Annotated in this window: 20 protein-coding genes; 11 read left to right on the top strand and 9 right to left on the bottom strand. The window is 41.2% G+C overall.

Going from position 1 to position 20941, the window contains the following annotated elements:
- Positions 1-19: 19 nt before the first annotated feature.
- Positions 20-2320 carry a DNA helicase RecQ gene (gene recQ, locus J4N22_RS19135; RefSeq protein ID WP_207497190.1) on the bottom strand — a complete coding sequence of 767 codons (2301 nt, stop codon included), beginning with the start codon at positions 2318-2320 and terminating at the stop codon, positions 20-22.
- 309 nt (positions 2321-2629) lie between these two features.
- Between recQ and J4N22_RS19130 the strand changes: the two genes are divergently transcribed.
- The 3 genes from J4N22_RS19130 (at position 2630) to J4N22_RS19120 (ending at position 5593) form a co-directional block, all read left to right on the top strand.
- Positions 2630-3595: a KpsF/GutQ family sugar-phosphate isomerase gene (locus J4N22_RS19130; protein WP_207497189.1), complete on the top strand. Its 966-nt coding sequence runs from the start codon at positions 2630-2632 to the stop codon at positions 3593-3595.
- Positions 3596-3618: 23 nt separating this feature from the next.
- Positions 3619-4701: a mannose-1-phosphate guanylyltransferase gene (locus J4N22_RS19125; protein ID WP_207497188.1), complete on the top strand. Its 1083-nt coding sequence runs from the start codon at positions 3619-3621 to the stop codon at positions 4699-4701.
- A gap of 160 nt (positions 4702-4861) precedes the next feature.
- The gene (locus tag J4N22_RS19120) at positions 4862-5593 is read left to right on the top strand and encodes a peptidase associated/transthyretin-like domain-containing protein (protein ID WP_207497187.1); all 732 of its coding nucleotides are present in this window, start codon (positions 4862-4864) and stop codon (positions 5591-5593) included.
- A gap of 109 nt (positions 5594-5702) precedes the next feature.
- Here the strand turns inward: J4N22_RS19120 and J4N22_RS19115 are convergent, their stop codons facing one another.
- Positions 5703-6293: a hypothetical protein gene (locus tag J4N22_RS19115; RefSeq protein ID WP_207497186.1), complete on the bottom strand. Its 591-nt coding sequence runs from the start codon at positions 6291-6293 to the stop codon at positions 5703-5705.
- Positions 6294-6457: 164 nt separating this feature from the next.
- Between J4N22_RS19115 and J4N22_RS19110 the strand changes: the two genes are divergently transcribed.
- Positions 6458-7459: an MBL fold metallo-hydrolase gene (locus J4N22_RS19110; RefSeq protein ID WP_207497185.1), complete on the top strand. Its 1002-nt coding sequence runs from the start codon at positions 6458-6460 to the stop codon at positions 7457-7459.
- A 67-nt stretch (positions 7460-7526) separates the two neighbouring features.
- On the opposite strand, the gene nadA is transcribed toward J4N22_RS19110, so the two are convergent.
- Positions 7527-8534, bottom strand: a complete 1008-nt coding sequence (nadA, locus tag J4N22_RS19105; protein WP_207497184.1) for a quinolinate synthase NadA — start codon at positions 8532-8534, stop codon at positions 7527-7529.
- Between the two features lie 573 nt (positions 8535-9107).
- Here nadA and J4N22_RS19100 point away from each other — a divergent pair.
- From J4N22_RS19100 to J4N22_RS19080, 5 genes are all read left to right on the top strand, one after another.
- Positions 9108-11225 (top strand): peptidylprolyl isomerase, encoded by a 2118-nt coding sequence (locus J4N22_RS19100; RefSeq protein WP_207497183.1) that lies wholly within the window; start codon positions 9108-9110, stop codon positions 11223-11225.
- A 155-nt stretch (positions 11226-11380) separates the two neighbouring features.
- Positions 11381-11884 carry a DUF2480 family protein gene (locus tag J4N22_RS19095; RefSeq protein WP_207497182.1) on the top strand — a complete coding sequence of 168 codons (504 nt, stop codon included), beginning with the start codon at positions 11381-11383 and terminating at the stop codon, positions 11882-11884.
- Positions 11885-11904: 20 nt separating this feature from the next.
- Positions 11905-12252 carry an MmcQ/YjbR family DNA-binding protein gene (locus tag J4N22_RS19090; RefSeq protein WP_207497181.1) on the top strand — a complete coding sequence of 116 codons (348 nt, stop codon included), beginning with the start codon at positions 11905-11907 and terminating at the stop codon, positions 12250-12252.
- 105 nt (positions 12253-12357) lie between these two features.
- Positions 12358-13569: a GAF domain-containing sensor histidine kinase gene (locus tag J4N22_RS19085; protein ID WP_207497180.1), complete on the top strand. Its 1212-nt coding sequence runs from the start codon at positions 12358-12360 to the stop codon at positions 13567-13569.
- A 117-nt stretch (positions 13570-13686) separates the two neighbouring features.
- Positions 13687-13878, top strand: coding sequence for a hypothetical protein (locus tag J4N22_RS19080; protein WP_207497179.1), 192 nt, complete (start codon positions 13687-13689; stop codon positions 13876-13878).
- Positions 13879-13958: 80 nt separating this feature from the next.
- Here the strand turns inward: J4N22_RS19080 and corA are convergent, their stop codons facing one another.
- Both corA and J4N22_RS19070 read right to left on the bottom strand, forming a co-directional pair.
- Entirely contained in the window at positions 13959-15053 is a 1095-nt protein-coding gene (corA, locus tag J4N22_RS19075) for a magnesium/cobalt transporter CorA (RefSeq protein ID WP_207497178.1), read from the bottom strand.
- Positions 15054-15150: 97 nt separating this feature from the next.
- A complete protein-coding gene (locus J4N22_RS19070; RefSeq protein WP_207497177.1) occupies positions 15151-16233 on the bottom strand; it encodes an iron-containing alcohol dehydrogenase family protein in 1083 nt (360 codons plus the stop codon).
- Between the two features lie 87 nt (positions 16234-16320).
- Between J4N22_RS19070 and J4N22_RS19065 the strand changes: the two genes are divergently transcribed.
- The gene (locus J4N22_RS19065; RefSeq protein ID WP_207497176.1) at positions 16321-16824 is read left to right on the top strand and encodes a hypothetical protein; all 504 of its coding nucleotides are present in this window, start codon (positions 16321-16323) and stop codon (positions 16822-16824) included.
- Here the strand turns inward: J4N22_RS19065 and kdsB are convergent.
- From kdsB to J4N22_RS19045, 4 genes are all read right to left on the bottom strand, one after another.
- Positions 16821-17555 (bottom strand): 3-deoxy-manno-octulosonate cytidylyltransferase, encoded by a 735-nt coding sequence (gene kdsB / locus J4N22_RS19060; protein ID WP_207497175.1) that lies wholly within the window; start codon positions 17553-17555, stop codon positions 16821-16823. The two genes, J4N22_RS19065 and kdsB, sit on opposite strands and share 4 nt — an antisense overlap.
- A gap of 131 nt (positions 17556-17686) precedes the next feature.
- Positions 17687-18520, bottom strand: coding sequence for a sterol desaturase family protein (locus J4N22_RS19055; RefSeq protein WP_207497174.1), 834 nt, complete (start codon positions 18518-18520; stop codon positions 17687-17689).
- Between the two features lie 201 nt (positions 18521-18721).
- The gene (dnaN, locus tag J4N22_RS19050; protein ID WP_207497173.1) at positions 18722-19837 is read right to left on the bottom strand and encodes a DNA polymerase III subunit beta; all 1116 of its coding nucleotides are present in this window, start codon (positions 19835-19837) and stop codon (positions 18722-18724) included.
- A gap of 119 nt (positions 19838-19956) precedes the next feature.
- Entirely contained in the window at positions 19957-20370 is a 414-nt protein-coding gene (locus tag J4N22_RS19045; RefSeq protein ID WP_207497172.1) for a response regulator, read from the bottom strand.
- Between the two features lie 111 nt (positions 20371-20481).
- Here J4N22_RS19045 and J4N22_RS19040 point away from each other — a divergent pair, with 111 nt between their 5' ends.
- Complete coding sequence (locus J4N22_RS19040) at positions 20482-20940, top strand: regulatory protein RecX (protein ID WP_207497171.1); 459 nt, start codon at positions 20482-20484, stop codon at positions 20938-20940.
- Position 20941: the final 1 nt, after the last annotated feature.

Here is a 20941-nt window from a genome sequence, read left to right as displayed (position 1 = left end):
ATTTGAGTGGGCGTTCTTTTTAGTTACCGTATTCACTTAAGAATTTTATTCGCATGATCTTTAACTGCTCCCAGTCGTAACCACCATCAGCCAGCTCTTCTTGCGCTACTTGCAATGATGAGGTTTCGCAACTGCGGAAATAATCAATGATCTCTTCCTGTTCGTCTTCATCCAACATATCATCAATTGCATAACCTAAATTCAACTTTGTGCCACTGGCTACAATGGTTTCCATTTCTTCCAGCAATGCATCTAAACGTAGATCTTTGGTTTTGGCAATTGTTTCAAGAGGTATCTTCTTATCTACATTTTGAATGATGAATATTTTGTTGCTACTCTTATTGGCAACACTCTTCATTACAAAATCATCCGGCTTTTCAATTCCATTTTCTTCTACGTATTTACCAATCAACTCAACAAAAGGCTTTCCGTATTTCAACGATTTACCTACACTAACACCCGACACTTTCTCCAATTCTTTTAGTGTAGTTGGATAAAGTGTAGCCATATCCTGAAGCGATGACTCCAGGAAAAGAACAAATGGTGGTAAACCTTTTTTCTTTGCTTCTGTTTGCCTAAGCTCTTTCAGCATTTCAAACAACTTATCGTCTGTTGCGTTGCCTACATTCGTTCCAGCATCTGTGCTTTCTTCATCGTCTTCATTAGCCTCTTCAAACTTGTTGTTCAGCACTATCTCAAAGCTCTGTGGTTTCTTAAGGAAAACTTCAGTTGTATTAGTGAACTTAAGCAAACCATATTCTTCAATGTCTTTCACTAAAAGGTTCTCGAGCAACAGCTGGCGGATCAGGCTATTCCAGTAATGCGCATCCTCATCTTTACCAATACCAAATACATCAAGATTATTATGGCGGTACATGTTGATCTGTGGTGTAGCCTTACCAATGATCACGTTCACAACATAATCAATAGTGAAACGCTCATCCAAAGCTTTGACGGTTTTCAAAACCTTAACGACGTTATCTTTTGCTTCTATCTTTTCTTTAGGAACACAGTTGTCACATCCGCCGGTACCACCACATTTACTGGTATCCCAGTCTTCACCAAAATAGTGAAGTAAGATCTTTCTTCTACAAACACTGCTTTCGGCGTAGCTAACAGTTTCATTTATCAACTGTGCACCCACTTCACGCTCACTCAGTGGCTTATCACGCATCAGGTGTTCCAGTTTGGCTACATCTTTATGAGAATAGTAGAGAATACATTTTCCTTCTAAACCATCACGTCCTGCACGACCAGTTTCCTGGTAGTAATTCTCTATACTTTTTGGAATGTTGTAGTGGATAACAAAACGAATATCTGGTTTGTCAATACCCATTCCGAAGGCAATGGTAGCTACAATAACCTGCGTATCTTCTTTTAGGAATTTATCTTGGCGCTCAGCACGAAGTTTAGCATCTAAACCTGCATGGTAAGCAACAGCTTTAATCTTATTAGCAACTAAAATCTCAGCAAGTTCCTCAGTGGTCTTCCTGTTGAGTGTATAAATGATACCGCTCTTTCCTTTGTTCTGGCTAATGAAACGAACAATATGTTTTATAGTCTGCTCCTTCTTTACCTTAGGCTGGATCTCGTAGTATAAGTTCTGCCTGTTAAAGGAAGAGATATAAACAGCAGGCGTACGCAGTCCAAGGTTTTTAAGAATATCGCTTTGAACCTTAGGTGTAGCTGTAGCAGTAAGTGCAACAATGGCTACATCCGGGTTTATCATGGTCATCATTTCTTTCAGCCTGCGGTATTCAGGTCTGAAATCATGACCCCATTCAGAAATACAGTGCGCTTCGTCTACAGCGAAAAAAGAGATCTTCAGGTCACTGAAGAAATCAAGATTTTCTTGCTTGGTAAGTGTTTCTGGCGCCACATAAAGAAGTTTTGTCCTTCCTTCTACAAGGTCAGATTTTACTTCGCGCTGCTGCGCTTTAGTAAGAGAAGAATTTAGAAAATGCGCAACATGATCCTTTTCACTATATCCACGCACCAGGTCAACCTGGTTTTTCATTAGCGCTATCAGCGGGCTAACAATGATGGCACAACCTTCCATGATCAATGCCGGTAATTGATAGCATAAACTTTTACCACCACCGGTAGGCATGATAACAAAAGTATCGTTGCCATTCAGAAGACTATTAATAGCCTGTTCCTGGGTTCCTTTAAATTTATTGAAGCCAAAGTACTGCAGTAATGCTGCATGTATATCGTAAGAATGTTGTTGTTGGGAACCAGGGCTTAAAGGTTCAATTACCTCTTTCGCCTTTTTTGAAGCAGCTTTTTTAGTAGCGGGTTTTTTTGTTGTCGTTGCCATTTATCATTTTTTCCGGATCCACCTCCTCGGCAGTTCATTATAAAATAAGATATAGATTTTCAGGAGAAACCACTAATCACTCATCTCTAAAAGGTTGTTTGAGCAACTAATTCCATTTATTTTTAAGGTTAGCGAAGGTAACAAAGCGATTGGCGCAATAAAAACCGCCTTTTGTTAAAGTTTTAACTTTAATGACCATTTAATAAACTGATTAATTATACTAATAACGCAGAAACTTCATATAAATTATGCTCTCTATATAAGCCGCTATTTAGGTAAAGCATACCATAACCCATATTTTTGCGCCGCATGAATCCTATCATTCAAAAGACTGCGTTGCGTACTATAGAAATGGAAGCTCAATCCGTTGCAGGACTTGCTGCTTACATAAATGCAGATTTTGAAAAAGCAGTTGAAGCTATCAATAAAAGCAAGGGAAGATTGGTTGTAAGTGGAGTTGGTAAAAGTGCCATCATAGCACAGAAGATAGCAGCTACCTTGAACAGTACAGGAACACCAAGTCTTTTCATGCACGCTGCCGATGCCATACATGGCGATCTTGGAATGATACAGGACGGAGATGTGGTAATGCTGGTAAGTAAAAGCGGCGAAAGTCCTGAAATCAAAGTCCTTGTTCCACTAATAAAGAATTTTGGGAACGTGCTGATAGGTATGGGTGGAAATGCCACTTCATACATGGCGCGCAATGCAGATATATTTCTAAATACCACTGTAGAACAAGAAGCTTGTCCCAACAATCTTGCACCCACCACCAGCACTACTGCTCAATTGGTAATGGGCGATACACTGGCTGTATGCCTGATGGAATTAGCTGGCTTTACCGGAAAAGACTTTGCTAAGTACCATCCTGGTGGTAATCTTGGTAAAAGAATGTACCTGCGGGTACAGGATCTTTATCCCAACAATGCAAAACCCTCAGTACCTCCTACTGCAGATCTTCGTGAAATAATTATGGAGATAACACATACACGTTTAGGAGCAACAGCCGTTGTAAGTGACGATGGAAAAATAGAAGGCATAATAACTGATGGAGACGTCAGGCGTATGCTTACTAAAGATGTATTGTTAGATAATATAAAAGCAACTGATATTTATTCTCTTCAGCCTAAAACCATATTACATGATGAACTTGCGGTACAGGCACTGGAACTATTACGCCAACATGATATCAGCCAATTGATCGTTGTAAATAAAGAAGGAACTTACCTTGGAATGCTACACCTGCACGACCTGGTGAGAGAAGGAATAGTTTAATTAAATAGTAACCCTATAACATAATGAACAAGAACCACTACGTTGCCATAATGGCCGGAGGAATAGGAAGCCGCTTTTGGCCAAAGAGCCGTGTCGGGTATCCTAAACAATTTCTCGATATACTGAATACTGGAAAATCACTTATACAATGGACATATGAGCGTTTTGCCAATTTCATTCCTGCAGAAAACATTTTTGTAGTCACTTCCGAAGAATATACTTCTATTGTACAGGAGCAGCTTCCGGCATTACCAACAGATAATATAGTAGCGGAACCAAGCAGGAAAAATACTGCGCCTTGTATTGCATATATCTCTTTTAAAGTATTAGCAAAAGATCCGGATGCAACTATGATCATTGCGCCGGCAGATCATTTAATACTTGACAATGCGGCCTTTGAAGCAACCTGTGCTAAAGCAATAGATTTTGTAGAACGCAATGATGCCCTGGTTACTTTAGGTATCAAACCAACATATCCTAATACAGGTTATGGTTACATTCAACATGAGGCAAATTCAGAAGAAGACCATCTTTTTAAAGTGAGAACTTTTACTGAAAAGCCAAATCTTGAGCTGGCTAAAACATTTTTATTAAGCGGTGATTTTTTATGGAATGCAGGCATCTTTATCTGGAAAGCCGATACCATTATCAATCGCTTTGAGAAACACCAACCAGAAATGTTTGAGGTGTTTGCAACAGAAAAAGATAAGTACAATACCGGCGAGGAGAAAGAAGCTATTGACCGTATTTACCCTTTGTGTACCAGCGTATCTATAGATTACGCAATCATGGAAAAAGCGGAGAATGTATATGTAATACCAAGCAGTTTTGGTTGGAGCGATTTAGGTACATGGGCAAGTGCATACGATAACCTGGAAAAGGATTATTTAGGAAATGCAGTGGCTGGTGATAAAGTGATGGTAGTAGATGCTACCCAATGTATGATCTCAGCACCACATGATAAACTATTGGTACTACAAGGTTTGGATGATTTTATTGTTGTAGATACTACCGATGTATTACTTATTTGTAAAAAAGATAAGGAACAAGAGATAAAGGAATACGTAGCAGAAGTAAAACGAAATATTGGTGACAAGTATTTGTAAATAATGACCGACTAATTTTAAGGGCTGCATAATCTGCAGCCTTTTTTTATTCCCAATTCACCGTTAAAACTAAACTACTGTTTCTTACAGCTCAGTAGCATCATTTAATATTGAAAATCAAACTACAACCACTTTGAATAGGGTCTTTCTACTTTTACTTATGGCTTTTGCAACTGCTTATAATGTAAGCGCGCAAGTAGTAGTTAGCGGTACAGTTTACGACATCACAAGAAAGACACCTATTGAAGCTGTAAGTGTATTGTCTACTTCGGGCAGGGGAACTTTCACAGATTCGGCTGGCAGGTATTCTATAACAGTAAGCCCTAATGATTCAATCTACTTTTCTTATTTAAATAAAGCCACGCCCAAATACCCTGTTGCAAGCATTCCAAACATCTACTCTTTTGATATTTCCATTCTTAAAAAAGTACAAGAGCTGCCGGGAGTAACGGTTAAGCCGAGAAACTACAGGATGGATTCTATCCAGAATAGAACGGATTATGCGAAGATCTTCGGGTATTCAAAACCAGGAATAAAAACTTCTACTTTATCAACACCCGGAGCTGCTGGTGTAGGTATAGACCTAAATGAACTGATCAATATGTTTCGTTTTAGAAAGATTAGGTCTACCATGGCTTTTCAAAGAAGATTGATACAGGAAGAAAAGGATAAGTATATCAACCATAGGTTCAATAAAGGACTAGTACGAAAACTCACTGGTCTTACCTCACCTGAGATAGATTCTTTCATGGTGGAATACAGGCCTACTTACGAAATGGTAGTACATCTTAACGACCTCGAGTTTGGGCACTTTATCCAGGAAGCTTATAAGTTTTTCAAAAGAGGGATAAAGGTGAACCGGCAGGTACTTCAAAGGCAGGAGGAAGATTAGTTGGCGTAAATCTGCTAATGCGGAAAATCATGAAACACATCAGGCTTTGCCATAAATAGAATTGCCGGCATCTTTAACTCCGGCATTTCTATTTGGAAAATACTTACATCTAAAAGTTGTTATCTGTATTCTCTTCCAGGGCATCTTTATTATCTGAACCAAGGCTGTAGTAACTATTTTCTTCATCACCCTGTCCCATAGCATCGCCTGTTACATCATTCATGTCAGCATCAGGAATGTCCAAGTCAGTACCAGCTTTAGGTTTCCATCCACGTGCAGCCAGCTCTTCATCTTCTCCCATATCCATATCTGCATCGCGTGGACCAAGCAAAGCAAGATCTTCAGCAGTAACATCTGCCTCTGTTCCCGGTACTATACCAATATCATTGTCATCATCTTCCGCAATTTCTACTGCAGTTATTCCATCAACAGTAGAAGTTCCTTCAATGTTCTTTATGTGTAAGGGATCAATAGCATTACTCCTGCTAAAGCTTTCCACATCCAGGTCCACTTTTCCATTGTTGTTTTCCGGGTTCAGTAGATCTTCCTTAGCCGGGTAATGTGGGTAGCCAGGGAAATCCTCATCAATATTGGGATCGTTTGCTTCTTCTACCTCTTTTGGAGTGTCAATAGCTTCTTTTGGATCATTTTCTCCAGGCGTTGGTTGACCTGGGCTGTCTTCATATTTTTCTTCCGCCATAGTTTGTTGTTTCTTAAGCAGGTATAAAAAATATGCCTAGCCTTTTTGCAACCCGCATCAATCAATAGGTTTTAAATCCCAAAACCCGCTACTGGCGCTGCTTCTATGGCATGCTTTTGTTTGGATATACATCAAACTTTTTCTACAACCATCAATAATATTTTATGAACAAAGAGAGAAAAGTACCAGCGGGTGCCTTTACAGTTGCCCCGGGTATATGGGGTATGAAAGACAAGATAGTCAACTTTTATATGATAGAAGACCAGCAATCAGGAGGCTGGGTTTTGATAGATGCGGGTTTGAAATGGTCATATGGTAAGATTAAAAGTATGGCCACTAAACTGTTTGGTAAAGAGAGTAAACCAACCTGTATTGTGCTCACGCACGGGCATTTTGATCATGTAGGATCAGTAGCACGGTTAGCAGAGGAGTGGGAAGTGCCCGTATTTGCCCATTACATGGAGATTCCGTACCTAACAGGCAAATCGAGCTATCCACCCCCGGATCCATCAGTGGGGGGCGGTATGATGTCCGCAATGGCCTTTATGTATCCTAAGACTCCTATTAATATTTGGCAACATGTAAGGGTTTTACCAAATGATGAAACCATCCCCGGACTAAATGGATGGAAATACATTCATACACCGGGTCATGCACCTGGCCATATCAGCCTTTTTAGAGAAGATGACAAAATTTTGATAGCAGGCGATGCCTTTGTAACTACCAAACAAGAATCTGCTATCTCATCTATGACCAACAGAAGAGAATTATCAGGTCCGCCTAAATACTTTACAACCGACTGGGATGCGGCAGAGGCTTCTGTGCGTAAACTGGCCTACCTGCATCCGAACGTTGCAGCTACAGGCCATGGTGCACCTATGGAAGGTGCAGAATTAAAAGAATCGCTCGAGCATCTTGTAAAGAACTTCAGGGAGATTGCCTTACCTGCCCAAGGCCGCTACCTGCACCAACCTGCAGTGGCTGACGTAAATGGCGTGGTATATGTTCCGGAAAAACAAAACGCTGCAAGCAATGGCATGGTTTGGAAAGCCTTCAGTGTAAGTGCGGCAATAGCATTAGGATTTGTAATATCAAACATCTCTACAAAAAGGAGAAGGCTGCGTTATTACAAACAAGACATGCTGAATTTTGAGTATAACTACTAGTTGAACATCGGGTAATAAAAAGGCTCTTCTGATTGGAAGAGCCTTTATTATTTTATCGAAAGTTGGATTACCCTAATAACCCGGCTGCCCTGCTGATCTCTAGCATTTTATCTATAGGTCTTTTGGCAGCTATTCTTTGCGCTTCATCCATATGTATCTCCGGCGTTTCGTATTCCATACACAGGTAAAGCTTTTCCAGCGAGTTCAACTTCATATACGGACAATCGTTACACGCACACGAATTATTTGGTGGCGCCGGTATGAAAGTCTTATGAGGAGAGTCTTTCTGCATCTGGTGTAGTATACCGGTTTCAGTAGCTACAATAAATTCAGTGGCAGGATCTGTCTTTGAGTATTTCAGTATTTGCGTGGTGCTTCCAATAAAATCAGCTATACGCAATACCGGTTCTTCACATTCAGGGTGTGCAAGCACCTTAGCATTTGGATGACGAACTTTTAGTTTTACGATCTTCTCCATGCTAAAGATCTCGTGAACCATACAAGCACCATTCCACAGCAACATCTCCCTTCCTAACTTTTTGCTCAGGTAAGCACCCAGGTTTTTGTCTGGTGCAAAAATGATCTTCTGCTCTTTAGGTATGCTGTTGATGATCGCTTCTGCATTTCCGCTGGTACAAATGATATCGCTCAATTCTTTGATATCTGCAGTGCAGTTGATGTAGCTGACAACAATATGGTCCGGGTGCTTTTCTTTGAAAGCACGAAATAGGTTAGCTGGTGCACTGTCAGCCAGCGAACAACCTGCTTTCAGGTCGGGCAATACAACTTTCTTGGTCGGGTTCAGGATCTTGGCTGTTTCGGCCATAAAGTGAACGCCGGCAAACACGATCATGTCCGCATCTGTGGATTGCGCTTTTTGAGCCAACCCCAGGCTATCCCCAATATAATCTGCCACATCCTGTATGTCAGGCTCCTGGTAATAGTGCGCAAGCACAATTGCATTCTTTTCTTTCTTCAATCTTTCGATCTCCGAAAACAGGTCTAAATGAACGTCAACTTCCACATCCAAAAAACCGTTTTCGATTACTTTATTTTTTGCTGCTTCGATGTTCATAATTCAGGTAATAGTATTTAAATACACTTATTTATATAAACCCCTACTACTATTACGGCTGTTAATAGCGGGATAACTTCTAAAATTATTATTTGCAAATGTAGAATATGCTGCTTTATCCACTGATATTCACATACCATCCACAGCTACTATTACCATATCATTAAGTGTTGTAGAGGTTTACCAACAGTTGGGGAAAATGAAAGGGCTGTAAAAAAACAGACTCCAGCGGGCAGTTGAAAACAGCAGGCGCAGGTGGAATAACTTCTTCCGGTTCCGGCCACTACCCCGGTTTCGGAAAAATAAAATGAAGTTAGACCCCACGTCTCCACGATTCAGAAAGCCAAAAACCAGCTATATCCACAGAGAATCATGCTTTTAAACAAGAGGCTGTGGATAGAAAAATTCAAGATATTCTTGGAAATGTCGATTATTCAAGTTTTCAACATAAAAGAATTGTGCCAATATATATACAAGCCAAGAAGAACAAGGCTTTCGGCACGTTTTCCACAATTTGTTCAAACCATATATTCCCCTATTTTTGCCATCCACTAAAAAAAGCTATATAACAACATGTCGGTTATTCAAAAAATCAGGGATAAATACGCTGCTGTGGTGATTGCGGTTATTGCCCTTAGTTTGATCGGGTTCATCTTAATGGATGCCTTTGTAGGGCGCGGCTCAGGAATGGGAAGCAGGAGCACTGTAGTAGGTAAGGTGAACGGTGAGAAAATAGACCACAATGAGTTTGAGAGAAAGATCAATGTAGCGCAAACCATGTATGGCCAGCAGGCCCGACGCGAACAACTGATTGGAAATGTATGGGAGCAAACCATTGATGAGATTGTAATGAAGCAGGCGTACGATGAGCTGGGTTTGCAATTCACTGATAAAGAACTGAACGACGTATTGTTTGGACCAAATGCTCCGCAGTGGCTTAAAAATGAATTTACTGACCCGGCAACCGGCGAGTTTAAAGTAAATGACGCAAAGGCATACTTTGCCAACATCAAAAAACAACAGAATAATCCTAACCTGGAAATGTTCCAGGAGGTATATATACTTCCTACTATCAGCCAGGGATTACGCCAGAAGTATATGGCCCTGCTAAGCCAAAGTGCTTACGTGCCAAAGTGGATGGCTGAGAAAACTGTGGCAGATCAAAATGCTATTGCTAGTTTCTCTTATGTAGCTGTTCCTTATTCAAGCATTGCTGATACAGCCATCAAAGTTTCTGACGACGATGTAAAAGCATACATCAATAAACATCCAGAACAATTCAAGCAAGAAGAAGCAAGCCGCAGTATCTCATACGTGAGCTTCAATGCAACTGCAAGCGCAGAAGACACTGCTGCTATCTTAAATCAACTGTCTACACTTCGCGATGAATTTGCTACTACTACTGACAATGAAGGATTCATAAACAGGGTAACCAGCGAAATACCATTTTTTGATGGTTATACACAAGGTTCTAAAATGCAAATGTCAAATGCAGATGCAATCAGGAACCTGGCTAATGGTGAAGTTTACGGACCATATATAGATGCTAACAATTTTGTGTTGGCAAAAATGATTGACCGCAGGCAAATGCCAGATAGCGTTAAGGTTAGACATATCCTGGTAAAGACAGGCGAGCAAGGAAGAGAAACACTTTCTGACAGTATAGCAAAAGCACGTATCGACAGTATTCAAAGAGCGATCCAGGGTGGTGCCGATTTCAACTCTATGGTTGTTCAGTATAGCGACGACCAGGGAAGTAAAGAAACAAGAGGTGAATATGATTTCTCTTCTACTCAATTTGGTGGATTGAGCAGGGAATTTGCTGAAGTTGCTTTTTATGGCAAGACCGGCGACAAGAGAGTTGTGAAGGTTGAAAACGCTTCTTACAGTGGTTACCATTATATAGAAGTATTGAACCAAAAAGGTTTTGAACCAGCCTTCAAAGTAGCTTACCTGGCTAAGCCAATTGATGCAAGTCAATCTACGATCAATGCTGCAAGTGCAGTTGCTTCACAGTTTGCAGGTTCAAGCCGCAACAAAAAGCAATTTGAAGAGAATGCTAACAAGCAAGGTCTTCAGCCGCTACAGATCATGGACGTAAAACCTAATGATTATGCAGTTCCGGGATTAGGTGAAAACCGCAGCCTGGTACGTTGGATTTACGAGAATAAGGCTGGTGATGTAAGTGAGCCTTTTGAAGTAGGTGAGAAATATGTAGTAGCTCTTATTACTGGTGTATCAGAAAAAGGATTGATGAGCGTAAGCCGTGCACGTCCTAGCGCTGAGCCTCTCATCATCAACGAGAAGAAAGCACAGCAGATTATCAACACCAAGTTCAAAGGTGGCGCTACATTGGAAGCTATAGCACAAGGTGCTGGTCAGACAGTGCAGCGTGCTGACAGTGTAAGTTTCGCACAGCCTTTCATTCCCCAGATTGGTAATGAACCAAAAGTAACAGGTGCTGCTTTCAACAAGTCTCTCCAGGGAAAGATCAGCGAGCCAATTGCAGGTAATAGTGGAGTATTCGTAGTAAGAGGTGAAAGCGTTGGTGCACAGGCAAACACTGGCATCAATGTAGAAGATACACGCCGCCAAATGGAAATGCAGTACAAGCAAATGAGTGGCTACCGTAGCATGGAAGCACTTAAGAAAGCTGCTAAGGTTACTGATAACAGGTTTGATTTCTACTAGTAGAATATCAATTCAAATATGTGAAACGCCTCGCTCATGCGGGGCGTTTTTATTTGCTAAAGGTTTGGTTGAGAAATTCCGCAATTCAACAATCTTGGCGTGCAGATCATTTCCTTTTAACACCAATAAACCTGCTGCTGTTGTAAATTTGTAGTATGGAACCGATAGTAAACAGGGTAACAGAAAGTGCACTTACTACAATAGACCTGGAGGACTTTTATCCAAAAGGCGAGATAACTGTATTTGACCTTAAGGACTACTTGTTCATGGGTCTTATTTTGAAAGAGAAGGATTTCAGAGCATCGCTGCAGTCGCACGACTGGGAGCAATACCGCAATAAATATGTAGCAGTTACCTGCTCTGCAGATGCCATCATTCCTATGTGGGCCTATATGTTGGTAGCTTCCAACTTACAGCCGGTGGCAAAAGAGGTTGCTTTTGGTACCGGGAAAGAACTGGTACAAAATGTCCTTCTTCAAAATATCAGTAAGGTACAAGCAGAGGATTATGCAGACAAACGTGTAGTGGTAAAAGGTTGTGGCGATGTACCTATCCCGGAAACTGCTTACGTAGCTATCACTTCATTACTAAGACCAGTGGTTAAAAGCATTATGTACGGCGAGCCTTGCAGTACAGTGCCTATTTTCAAGAAGCGGTAATTGCTTTAAACTATGTACAGGTGGATATAGAACTGCTGCGTGAATATTGTATCCAGAAGCCAGGTGCAGAGGAATGTTTTCCTTTTGATGAGCACACTTTGGTTTTTAAAGTTGATGGGAAGATATTTTTACTCGCTTCGCTCGATGAACACCCTCTCCGGGTGAATGTAAAATGCGATCCTCAAAAAGCGCTTGAGCTTCGGGAGCAGTATGCAGCTGTTATACCCGGTTACCACATGAACAAGAAACACTGGAATACAGTGGTTGTAGATGGTACCATTCCCAGGAAAGAAGTGCTGCAAATGATTGATGATTCTTTCAACCTGGTGAAGAAAAATAAAAAGAAAACCAGCACCAAAACTGGCTGAAACACCCATAAAAGCACTAATCATCTTTTAACGGATTTTACTTCATTTTAATAACATACGGCTGTTAGTGCCGGTAGCTTTGTATTTGCCCTAAAATCCCATACAATGACTCCATTGCACCTGGAAGAACTTTATTCATTAAAGATCCTGGATACAGAAAATGAAGAAGTTTTTCAAAATATAGTGAACATGGCCGCGCTGATCTGTAAGACCAGCGACAGTGCTATTACACTTATTGATAAAAACAGGCAATGGACAAAAGCAGGCACTGCCAATGCAATTAAGAACATACCGGTAGAAAATTCTTTTTGCATTCATACCATTGCTTCCAGGCAAAACATATACATAGTAGACCAGCCAGAAACCAATGAATTGTTTAGCAACAATCCGCTGGTAAAAAAACATCACCTGCGCTTTTATGCAGGTGTTCCTATAAAATCACCTGCGGGTACTACCATTGGTTCTTTGTGCGTGTTTCACTTGCAGCATCACCAGCTAAGCGAGGAGCAGGTAAACGCCTTGCAACTGCTAGGTAAGCAGGTAGACCTACTGCTGGAGCAAAGAGCAGCTTTTCAACAGGCACAGGAAGAAGTGCGGGAATTACAGTCAAAAGAAGGAATCAACAAGTTGATGCTTTCGATGCTGGCGCATGAGATAAAAACGCCTCTTAGCAATATTCAACAACTGCTGGGCTTGTTTCAGCAGGGCGCGCTAAGCAGGGAAGAGCTTACACACCTGGTAGATGACTCGCAGGAGCGGGTAGACCTATTGATATGCACGGTTGAAAAGCTTATGTACCTGGGCACACAACTTCTTCATAGCAGTAGCCGCCGCATGAAGTTCTATAACATAGAAGAGCTTGTTCGCGAAACTGTAGCGCTACAAGCAAAGGATATAGAAGCCAAGCAAAACCTGGTTTCTATAAGCTGCTACATTGATACAGATGTTTATGTAGATGGAATAGGACTTCAACTAGTGCTGAATAATTTGCTTCACAACGCAAACAAGTACACCACCTCCGGCAATATCAATATCTGGATCTTTAAAGAGAAGGATACACTACTTATAAAAGTAGCAGATGATGGAAAAGGAATGGACAAAAAAACGGTTCATACCATTTTAAATGATTCGCCTATAGCCTCTTCTTTGGGTACAAAAAATGAAAAAGGATCGGGCGCTGGTTTATTCCTTACACGTCAGTATCTAAAGCATACCGGCGGCGACATGTTCATATCTTCTTTACCCAATATGGGCACTACAGTAACGCTACAAATCACAGAAGTACAGTTCATCCAAGAAATGAACAAGGCAGTTTAGGTTATTGCATCAGCTTATATTTAGCGGTCGTTCTGTGTATTGTACGGGCGAGCCTGTAATTATTCCCATTTTATAAACATGGCTTCTTCTGTGTGAGGTGATCTCTATTTTTGGGAGATGAATAGTCCTTCTACAGGTATGGGTATGCACGGACAGCAACTTGATGCTCTTCAGCAAGAAATACAACAGTTGGAAATGCAGCTATCTACAGAACAAAGCGCTACAGTGCTTAATGATATTCGTCTTCGCCTTCGCTTTCTTAAATGGAAAAAAGACCTGCTTACGTTGGCTTACAGTAGATTCAGGTAACGATATCTTCAGCTTATCTATTACGAGATCTTACTGTTTTATAAAGTAAGTATGCTTGTTGTTTATATAATCAACTGTAATTAGAACCAGCCGCGTCTTTTGAAGATGAATAACATCATCACAGGCACCAGTAGCATGAATCCTACTGTAACATGAAAACCCCATTGATTATGTGCATAGGGTATGATGTCGAAGTTCATTCCAAAGATTCCTCCTATAACAGTTGCCGGTGCAAGTAGGCAAGTAACTACAGCCATCACTTTCATTACTTCATTCATCTTCAGGTTCACTTTACTCAAGTACAGATCCTGCAGGCTCGTCATCATATCGCGGTAGTTTTCCGCCAGGTCATTAGCCTGTACTATATGGTCGTATACATCCTTGAAATATTTTGTAGTGCGGTCTTCCAGCAATTCGCTTTCACTTTTTATAAAGCCATTCACCAGGTCGCGAACCGGTGACACGTTTCGTTTTAGTACTATCAGTTCTTTTCTCAGGCTATTGATCTTTGCCAGCGAACGGGTGTTGGTATTTCTGATGATCTCTTCTTCCAGCTGTTCAATCTTTTCGCCAAGGCTTTCCATCACTACAAAGTAGTGGTCAACGATCATATCTATCAATGAATAGCAGAGGTAATCAGCACCGCTGTGCCTGATCTTGCTGGACGATAACCGTAGTTTTTCACGAAGGGAATCAAATACGTCGCGGCTTGCATCTTCCTGGAAGGTGAGCACAAAGTTCTTTCCCAACACTATGCTTATCTGCTCCTGCTCTACCGAGCAATGTCTATCGTTGAAGTAAAGCATGTTTAGCAGGCAAAACATGATGCCTTCTATCTCATCCGTTTTTGGCCGTTGCCCAACACTTAAAATATCTTCCACTATCAGGTTGTGTACTCCAAACTTTCTGCAAATAAGTTCTACATCCTTTTTACGTATGCCATCGATATTTATCCAGCTTACATTGTTCGTGTCTTTAAAATCAAAACACGCTTCCGGTGTTTCAGCCTGCATCTCGTTCAGGTGGCGGCCATCGTAGTTGTAAATAAATATCTTGATCTCTTTGGCTTCTTCACGAATGGGTTGAACGGTTGGGTTTACATGAAGGATCTCTTTGGTACGGCCGGTAGTAAAAATGGGCTGAATAATCCGTTTGATGTATTTATGAGGACGCATTGATTAAAGATAGTGGACAGACGATTTGAATGTTGAGATGGTGGCGGTGCTATGGTATTTTCTAGAAGAAAAAAAGCCGCAAAAGCGGCTATCGTTGTTATAGTTTCTCGTATAAATCACGAAGCTTTTGTCGCGTCATTACCTGCTCCCAATTTTTACCAAGTGCGTTTTCCCATAAAGGTTTCATACCAAGGCTTACGTTTATCATGGTATCAAATTGTTCATCAGTCAATCCCTTGCAAATTCCGGTTGGTATTTCTGCACCGCTTTTTTCAACCATACGTTTAAACTCCGCTACTCCTTCCGGGTAGTATTCTTCCAGTTGGTTCATGACGATACAGTTTCCAATGCCATGCTTGGTACCAAGCAAGTAGCTAAGGCCATAGCTGACAGCATGTGCTACACCTACCTGGCTATAAGCTATGCTCATACCGCCGGCATAACTTGCCATCATTAGCTTGTCATCGCTTTCTTCATCCCATGTATCTTTTTCTAAAAATACTTTCCTGCATAGTTCCAGTGCTTTTTCGCCATAGCTTTTGCTGAACTCGTTCAGGTATGTTCCCTGCAAGCTTTCAATGCAGTGTATATAGCAGTCCATGCCTGTATAAAAGCGTTGGTTTACCGGTGCATTAGCTATCAATTCAGGATCTAAAACTATTTGGTCGAATGGAGTGAAATCGCTGTTCATGCCGAGCTTACGCGTAGGGCCTGTAAGCACAGTGGTGCGGCTTACTTCAGCACCGGTACCGCTTAGTGTAGGAATACCTGCTTTATAAACACCAGCTTTCTGTACCAGGTCCCAACCCTGGTAATCGGCAGATGATCCGGGGTTGGTCATCATGAGGCTTACAGCCTTAGCAAGATCAAGAGTAGAACCGCCACCAATGCCTATTACACCGCTTACAGTTCCATATTCATCTTTTAATTGTTGTGCAATACTATCTACATAAGTTGTCTTAGGCTCGTACGTTACATCTGCAAAAATCACCTTGTCATTTTCCTGTACAGGGATCCTTTTTACAAGGCCATTAGCACCATTTTCGAAGTAGTTGTCTACAAGGAAAACCATTGGTCTGTTATCCTTCCTATGCGGTTTCAATATATCATTCAATTGGTTAAAACTTCCTCTTCCAAAAACCACATAACCAATCATTTTGAAATTGCGAAAACTACTCATCGTTTATATTTTTTACAGATGCGAAATTATACTATTGTTGCGGTGGAAATGGCCGACTTTTGGTCTCTCCTTTAGAAAGGACCCTATATGAACGACAATGTGTGGAAACTTCCACATCCTATCAAACTTTGGAACGATACCCGCGATATAGTTAGTAAGAATAAAAAAGTATTTATCGGTATAGCCGGGGTAGCTTCTATTGCAGCATTTTTATTGTTGAGGCCGCGTCGCGACGATACACCTCTTTTTGAACAGACCCTTGTTCAGATGAACAAGGTGGAGGAGCAGGCTGTACAGCAAATGAGCAGGCTGCAGTATGTTCAGAATATGGACCAGGCCGCAGGCATTTTAGCTGACAGCACTTTACCTGAATGGCAAAGCTTTCAAAAACAAGTAGCTACAACCAAGAATTACAAGCTAGACAAAGAACTTAATCAAAAGCGTGAATTGCTTTCTGAATATGCAGACCTAAGAGTGCAACAGGCTAAACTGCTGTATAAAGCTTTTAAAGAGAATTCTAATAAATACGACGAAGAACTAACATTGGTTTACGAAAGGATCAACGGCATACTGGACAGGCTTCAGAACTAAAGCAATTTAGCAGCTCTTTCCAGGTCTTCCGGTGTATCTATTTCTACTCCCATATACTCTGTTACTATCATTTTCATCCTGACGCCATTTTCCAGGTACCGCAGGCATTCTATCTTTTCAGCGCTTTCCAATGGTGTCATTGGCCAGTTGGTAAAATTGAGCAACGCCTGTTTCCTGAAAGCATACACACCAATGTGTTCATAGTAGATAATACTGCCCTCGCTGCTGCGCGAATATGGAATAACTGATCGGCTAAAGAACAGCGCATTCATCTTGTTATCTACAGCCACTTTTACATAGTTAGGATCATTGATTAATTTCTGCTCCGTAAGCACCTGCATCAGCGATGCTACCTGAACATCCTGCCCCTCTTCACCCTCAAAGACCTCTAACAGTTTCTGCAGTGGCTCCTTCTGAACAAAAGGCTCATCTCCCTGAACATTCACTACTATGTCTACATCCATGTCGGCTACTGCTTCTGCTATCCGGTCGCTGCCACTTTCGTGTTGCTTTATACTCATTACTGCCTTACCACCATTGCTGGTAATCTCATTGTAAATGATGTCGCTATCGGTAGCTACAAATACTTCATCAAATAATCCTGTTGCTTTTGTATTGTCGTACGTATGCCTGATCACAGATTTATTTCCCAACTGCTGCATTAGCTTGGCAGGGAAACGTGTAGCTGCATAACGGGCAGGAATAACGGCGATGGTGGAACCACGATTCATGTGTGAATATAAGTTTGAGTAAAGGATGAAGTTATGACAAGGACAATCAACCTCTGTAAATGATGTAAAACTTCAAGTGATAAAGCATAAACTTCGAGGTGGATGCTGAAATAGATTTTCCCGAAATGAACCTAATCCTTCAAATCCTGGTTCTTAAACGGGTGGAAAAGCAACATCTTAAAATCCTCATCTTTCTCATTAGGATAGTACCTGTCAAGGCCATACTTTATATCCTTGGGATCCAGTTTTCGGTAGGTGCCAAACAAGCGGTCCCAGATGGAAAGAACCGCGCCATAATTACTATCGGTATACGGCTGCATGTAGTGATGGTGCACCTTGTGCATATTCGGAGAAACAAATACGTAGCTCAGGCTATTGTCGATCCATCGCGGCAACCTGATATTAGCATGTGTAAATGCGGTAGCCAGCACCAGCAACGTCTGGAAGATCATGACAGCATACATAGGCGCGCCGGAGACAAGGATGCCCATAAAGAAGAATATGCCTCTCAGCACACTTTCTATCGGGTGATGGCGTAAGCCTGTAGTGACATCTACATTATTATCGGCATGGTGCACAACATGGAACCGCCATAGGTGAAAAATCTTATGCTGGGTGATGTGTACCAGCCAGCCACCAAAAAGATCCAGTACAAGGAAAGAAATCAGTATGGCTCCTAACACAGAAGCATTTGTCCAGTACACAAGGCCAAAACCATTAGCCTTGCACCAGTCGCTCATTAAGACAATGATGATAGCAAGAAAAGTATGAATAACAAGATGAATAACCGTAAAGCCGAAGTTGATACTTGCATGCTTCCACTTGTTTCGCTTGTATTGGAGTTTTACCAGCGGGATGGCTCCTTCAATGATCCAGAAGATAAGCAGGCCGCCAACTATAAAAGCCATTCGCTCTAGCGGCCGTTGCTCCAGCGTTTGAAAATGATCAATTATATTTTCGAACATATGGCAAGAGATTATTTAAGCTGAATGTACTTAGCTTCCGAAGCGCTGCGCCACGAGATGCTGTACAAGAGTGCGACGCAACAGTAGCTGATAGTCGATCCGTGGCTGGCAACACAACAATTCCTTCAAAGACCAGCCTATTAAAAATAAAAAAATCCTCCTGAAGCAGGAGGATTTATATAAAGAATGGTTAGTAGCGTATTAGTTGTTGAGCATGAGTGGCATTACCAGCATCAGCAGGTCTTCGTTATCCTCGCTTGATGTTGGTTTGATGATACCTGCTTTGGTAGAAGTAGCCAGTTCCACTTTTACTTCATCTGTTTCAGCTGCGTTCAGCATCTCAATTAAGAAACGCGCATTGAAAGCAATCTGTAGATCTTCGCCATCGTACTGGCAATTCATTCTTTCATTTCCTTCAAAAGAAAAATCTACATCCTGGGCAGCCATTTGTAGTTCGCTACCACTTATAGTAAGAGCAACCTGGTTGGTGCTTTTGTTACTGAAAACACTTACGCGGCGCAGCGCACTCTGGAAATCACCTTTACCAACAACCAGTTTGTATGGATTGTCTGTAGGTATTACCACCTTATAATCAGGGAAACGTGCATCTATCAGTCGGCAGATTAGCTGTGTAGTGCCATGCGAAACAAATAAATGGTTGCTGTTATAGCTAACAGTAAGTTCATCGTCGTTGTCAGGCAGTGCATTTTTTAGCAGGTTCAGCGGCTTCTTAGGCACAATGAAATTCTCGTTCTTCGGACATTTTACATCAAGCCGCTTGTAGCGAACCAGGCGATGAGCATCGGTAGCTACAAACTGTATATAGTCTTTAGAAAGTTCGAAGAATACACCCGTCATAGCAGGGCGAAGGTCATCGTTGCTTACTGCAAACAATGTTTTATTGATAGCCGTTACCAAAGCGCCACTAGGCATGGTAAAAGGGGTAGTATCATCAGCAGTAGGAGCCTTAGGGAAGTTGTCTGGGTTCTCTCCCATCACCTTATACTTACCATTATCGCTGGTCAGTTCTACAGCAAAGTTCTTATCGATATTAAAAGTAAGTGGTTGGTCTGCTATATTCTTAAGAGAGTCGATCAGGATCTTAGCCGGGATACAAACACGCCCGTTTGATTTGCTTTCCACATCCATCTGAACGCTCATTACGGTCTCAAGATCGGTGGCTACAATGGTCAGTTTGCGGTCTTCAATTTCAAATAGAAAGTCTTCCAAAATGGGTAATACCGTATTGGCATTGATCACCCCGTTTATCTGCTGCAAATGTTTGAGCAAGGATGAAGACGAAACAATAAACTTCATTTTGTGATCTGGTTTTAACAAAAGAAACAAACCTACAGTAAAATGTTAATTGCACAAAGATAACCTGAGCACGGAGCTGGGTAAATGCATAAATGTGTATTTCTTCTGTAGCGGCGGTATTAATTCACACCAATCCCAGTGGTAAGTATCTCCTTTATTTGCACCTTAGAAAAAGGTTTTATGATGAAATCTTTTACTACGGGATACGTTTTTGAGCGTACAGCATCGTCTTCATTTACAGAAGAACTTACCATGTACACAGGTATCTTTTTTGGAAGATTTTGCAGCGAAGAAAAAGCATCAAGAAAATCCCAACCGTTCATAATGGGCATGTTCAGGTCAAGGAAAATGATATCAGGAAGCGTGGTATGTTCATTACTAAGGCTGGTAAAATAATCGATGGCTTGCTGGCCATTAGAAAAGCTAATTACCTGTTGTTGAGGATTTACCATTTCAATGATTTTGGTAGTGATCAACTGGTAGATATTATCATCATCAATAAGACACACGATAGGGTTCAGTTCCTTTTTCATTTCAGCTTAACTAGTTTTGTTGGGGGATGTTAAGTTTTTGGCATTGCTTAACAACAAACTGGCCACTTTTGATAAAGCTAAGGGGAAACCACTATTAATGGTTCAAAACAAATGGCAGAAGAGCAAATCTTAAAGAAAATAAAACACTACTGCGCCTACCAGGAACGCTGCCATTCTGAAGTAAAAGAAAAGCTCTACAGCCTGGGCCTGTATAAGAACCAGGTGGAGGAAATAATAGCTAATCTTATAGCAGACAATTATTTAAATGAAGAAAGATTTGCTATTCAATATGCCGGCGGAAAGTTCAGGATAAAGCATTGGGGTAAAAGGAAGATCAGTTACGAACTGAAACAGAAAGGCGTTAGCAGCTACTGTATTAAAATCGGATTAAAAAGTATTGACGAAGAAGAATACGAAAACACCTTGGCCAAATTAGCTTTGGCTAAATGGGATTCGCTGCGTGGGCAGCAGTACCTGGTGAAACTGAATAAAACAAAAACTTACCTGGTGCAAAAAGGTTTTGAACCCGATATGGTTCATATGCATCTACAAACATTTAAAAAAGTATAGC

The sequence above is a fragment of the Aridibaculum aurantiacum genome (assembly GCF_017355875.1).
Lineage (GTDB): Bacteria > Bacteroidota > Bacteroidia > Chitinophagales > Chitinophagaceae > Segetibacter > Segetibacter aurantiacus.
The sequence above is the reverse complement of the archived record's forward strand: the minus strand, read 5'-3'. Positions and strand labels throughout refer to the sequence as shown.

What these genes read in the sequence shown, in the direction of transcription:
- recQ (WP_207497190.1), bottom strand. Translation starts at nt 2,320, where the DNA reads ATGGCAACGACAACAAAAAAACCCGCTACTAAAAAAGCTGCTTCAAAA.
- J4N22_RS19130 (WP_207497189.1), top strand. Translation starts at nt 2,630, where the DNA reads ATGAATCCTATCATTCAAAAGACTGCGTTGCGTACTATAGAAATGGAA.
- J4N22_RS19125 (WP_207497188.1), top strand. Translation starts at nt 3,619, where the DNA reads ATGAACAAGAACCACTACGTTGCCATAATGGCCGGAGGAATAGGAAGC.
- J4N22_RS19120 (WP_207497187.1), top strand. Translation starts at nt 4,862, where the DNA reads ATGGCTTTTGCAACTGCTTATAATGTAAGCGCGCAAGTAGTAGTTAGC.
- J4N22_RS19115 (WP_207497186.1), bottom strand. Translation starts at nt 6,293, where the DNA reads ATGGCGGAAGAAAAATATGAAGACAGCCCAGGTCAACCAACGCCTGGA.
- J4N22_RS19110 (WP_207497185.1), top strand. Translation starts at nt 6,458, where the DNA reads ATGAACAAAGAGAGAAAAGTACCAGCGGGTGCCTTTACAGTTGCCCCG.
- nadA (WP_207497184.1), bottom strand. Translation starts at nt 8,534, where the DNA reads ATGAACATCGAAGCAGCAAAAAATAAAGTAATCGAAAACGGTTTTTTG.
- J4N22_RS19100 (WP_207497183.1), top strand. Translation starts at nt 9,108, where the DNA reads ATGTCGGTTATTCAAAAAATCAGGGATAAATACGCTGCTGTGGTGATT.
- J4N22_RS19095 (WP_207497182.1), top strand. Translation starts at nt 11,381, where the DNA reads ATGGAACCGATAGTAAACAGGGTAACAGAAAGTGCACTTACTACAATA.
- J4N22_RS19085 (WP_207497180.1), top strand. Translation starts at nt 12,358, where the DNA reads ATGACTCCATTGCACCTGGAAGAACTTTATTCATTAAAGATCCTGGAT.
- J4N22_RS19080 (WP_207497179.1), top strand. Translation starts at nt 13,687, where the DNA reads ATGAATAGTCCTTCTACAGGTATGGGTATGCACGGACAGCAACTTGAT.
- corA (WP_207497178.1), bottom strand. Translation starts at nt 15,053, where the DNA reads ATGCGTCCTCATAAATACATCAAACGGATTATTCAGCCCATTTTTACT.
- J4N22_RS19070 (WP_207497177.1), bottom strand. Translation starts at nt 16,233, where the DNA reads ATGAGTAGTTTTCGCAATTTCAAAATGATTGGTTATGTGGTTTTTGGA.
- J4N22_RS19065 (WP_207497176.1), top strand. Translation starts at nt 16,321, where the DNA reads ATGAACGACAATGTGTGGAAACTTCCACATCCTATCAAACTTTGGAAC.
- kdsB (WP_207497175.1), bottom strand. Translation starts at nt 17,555, where the DNA reads ATGAATCGTGGTTCCACCATCGCCGTTATTCCTGCCCGTTATGCAGCT.
- J4N22_RS19055 (WP_207497174.1), bottom strand. Translation starts at nt 18,520, where the DNA reads ATGTTCGAAAATATAATTGATCATTTTCAAACGCTGGAGCAACGGCCG.
- dnaN (WP_207497173.1), bottom strand. Translation starts at nt 19,837, where the DNA reads ATGAAGTTTATTGTTTCGTCTTCATCCTTGCTCAAACATTTGCAGCAG.
- J4N22_RS19045 (WP_207497172.1), bottom strand. Translation starts at nt 20,370, where the DNA reads ATGAAAAAGGAACTGAACCCTATCGTGTGTCTTATTGATGATGATAAT.
- J4N22_RS19040 (WP_207497171.1), top strand. Translation starts at nt 20,482, where the DNA reads ATGGCAGAAGAGCAAATCTTAAAGAAAATAAAACACTACTGCGCCTAC.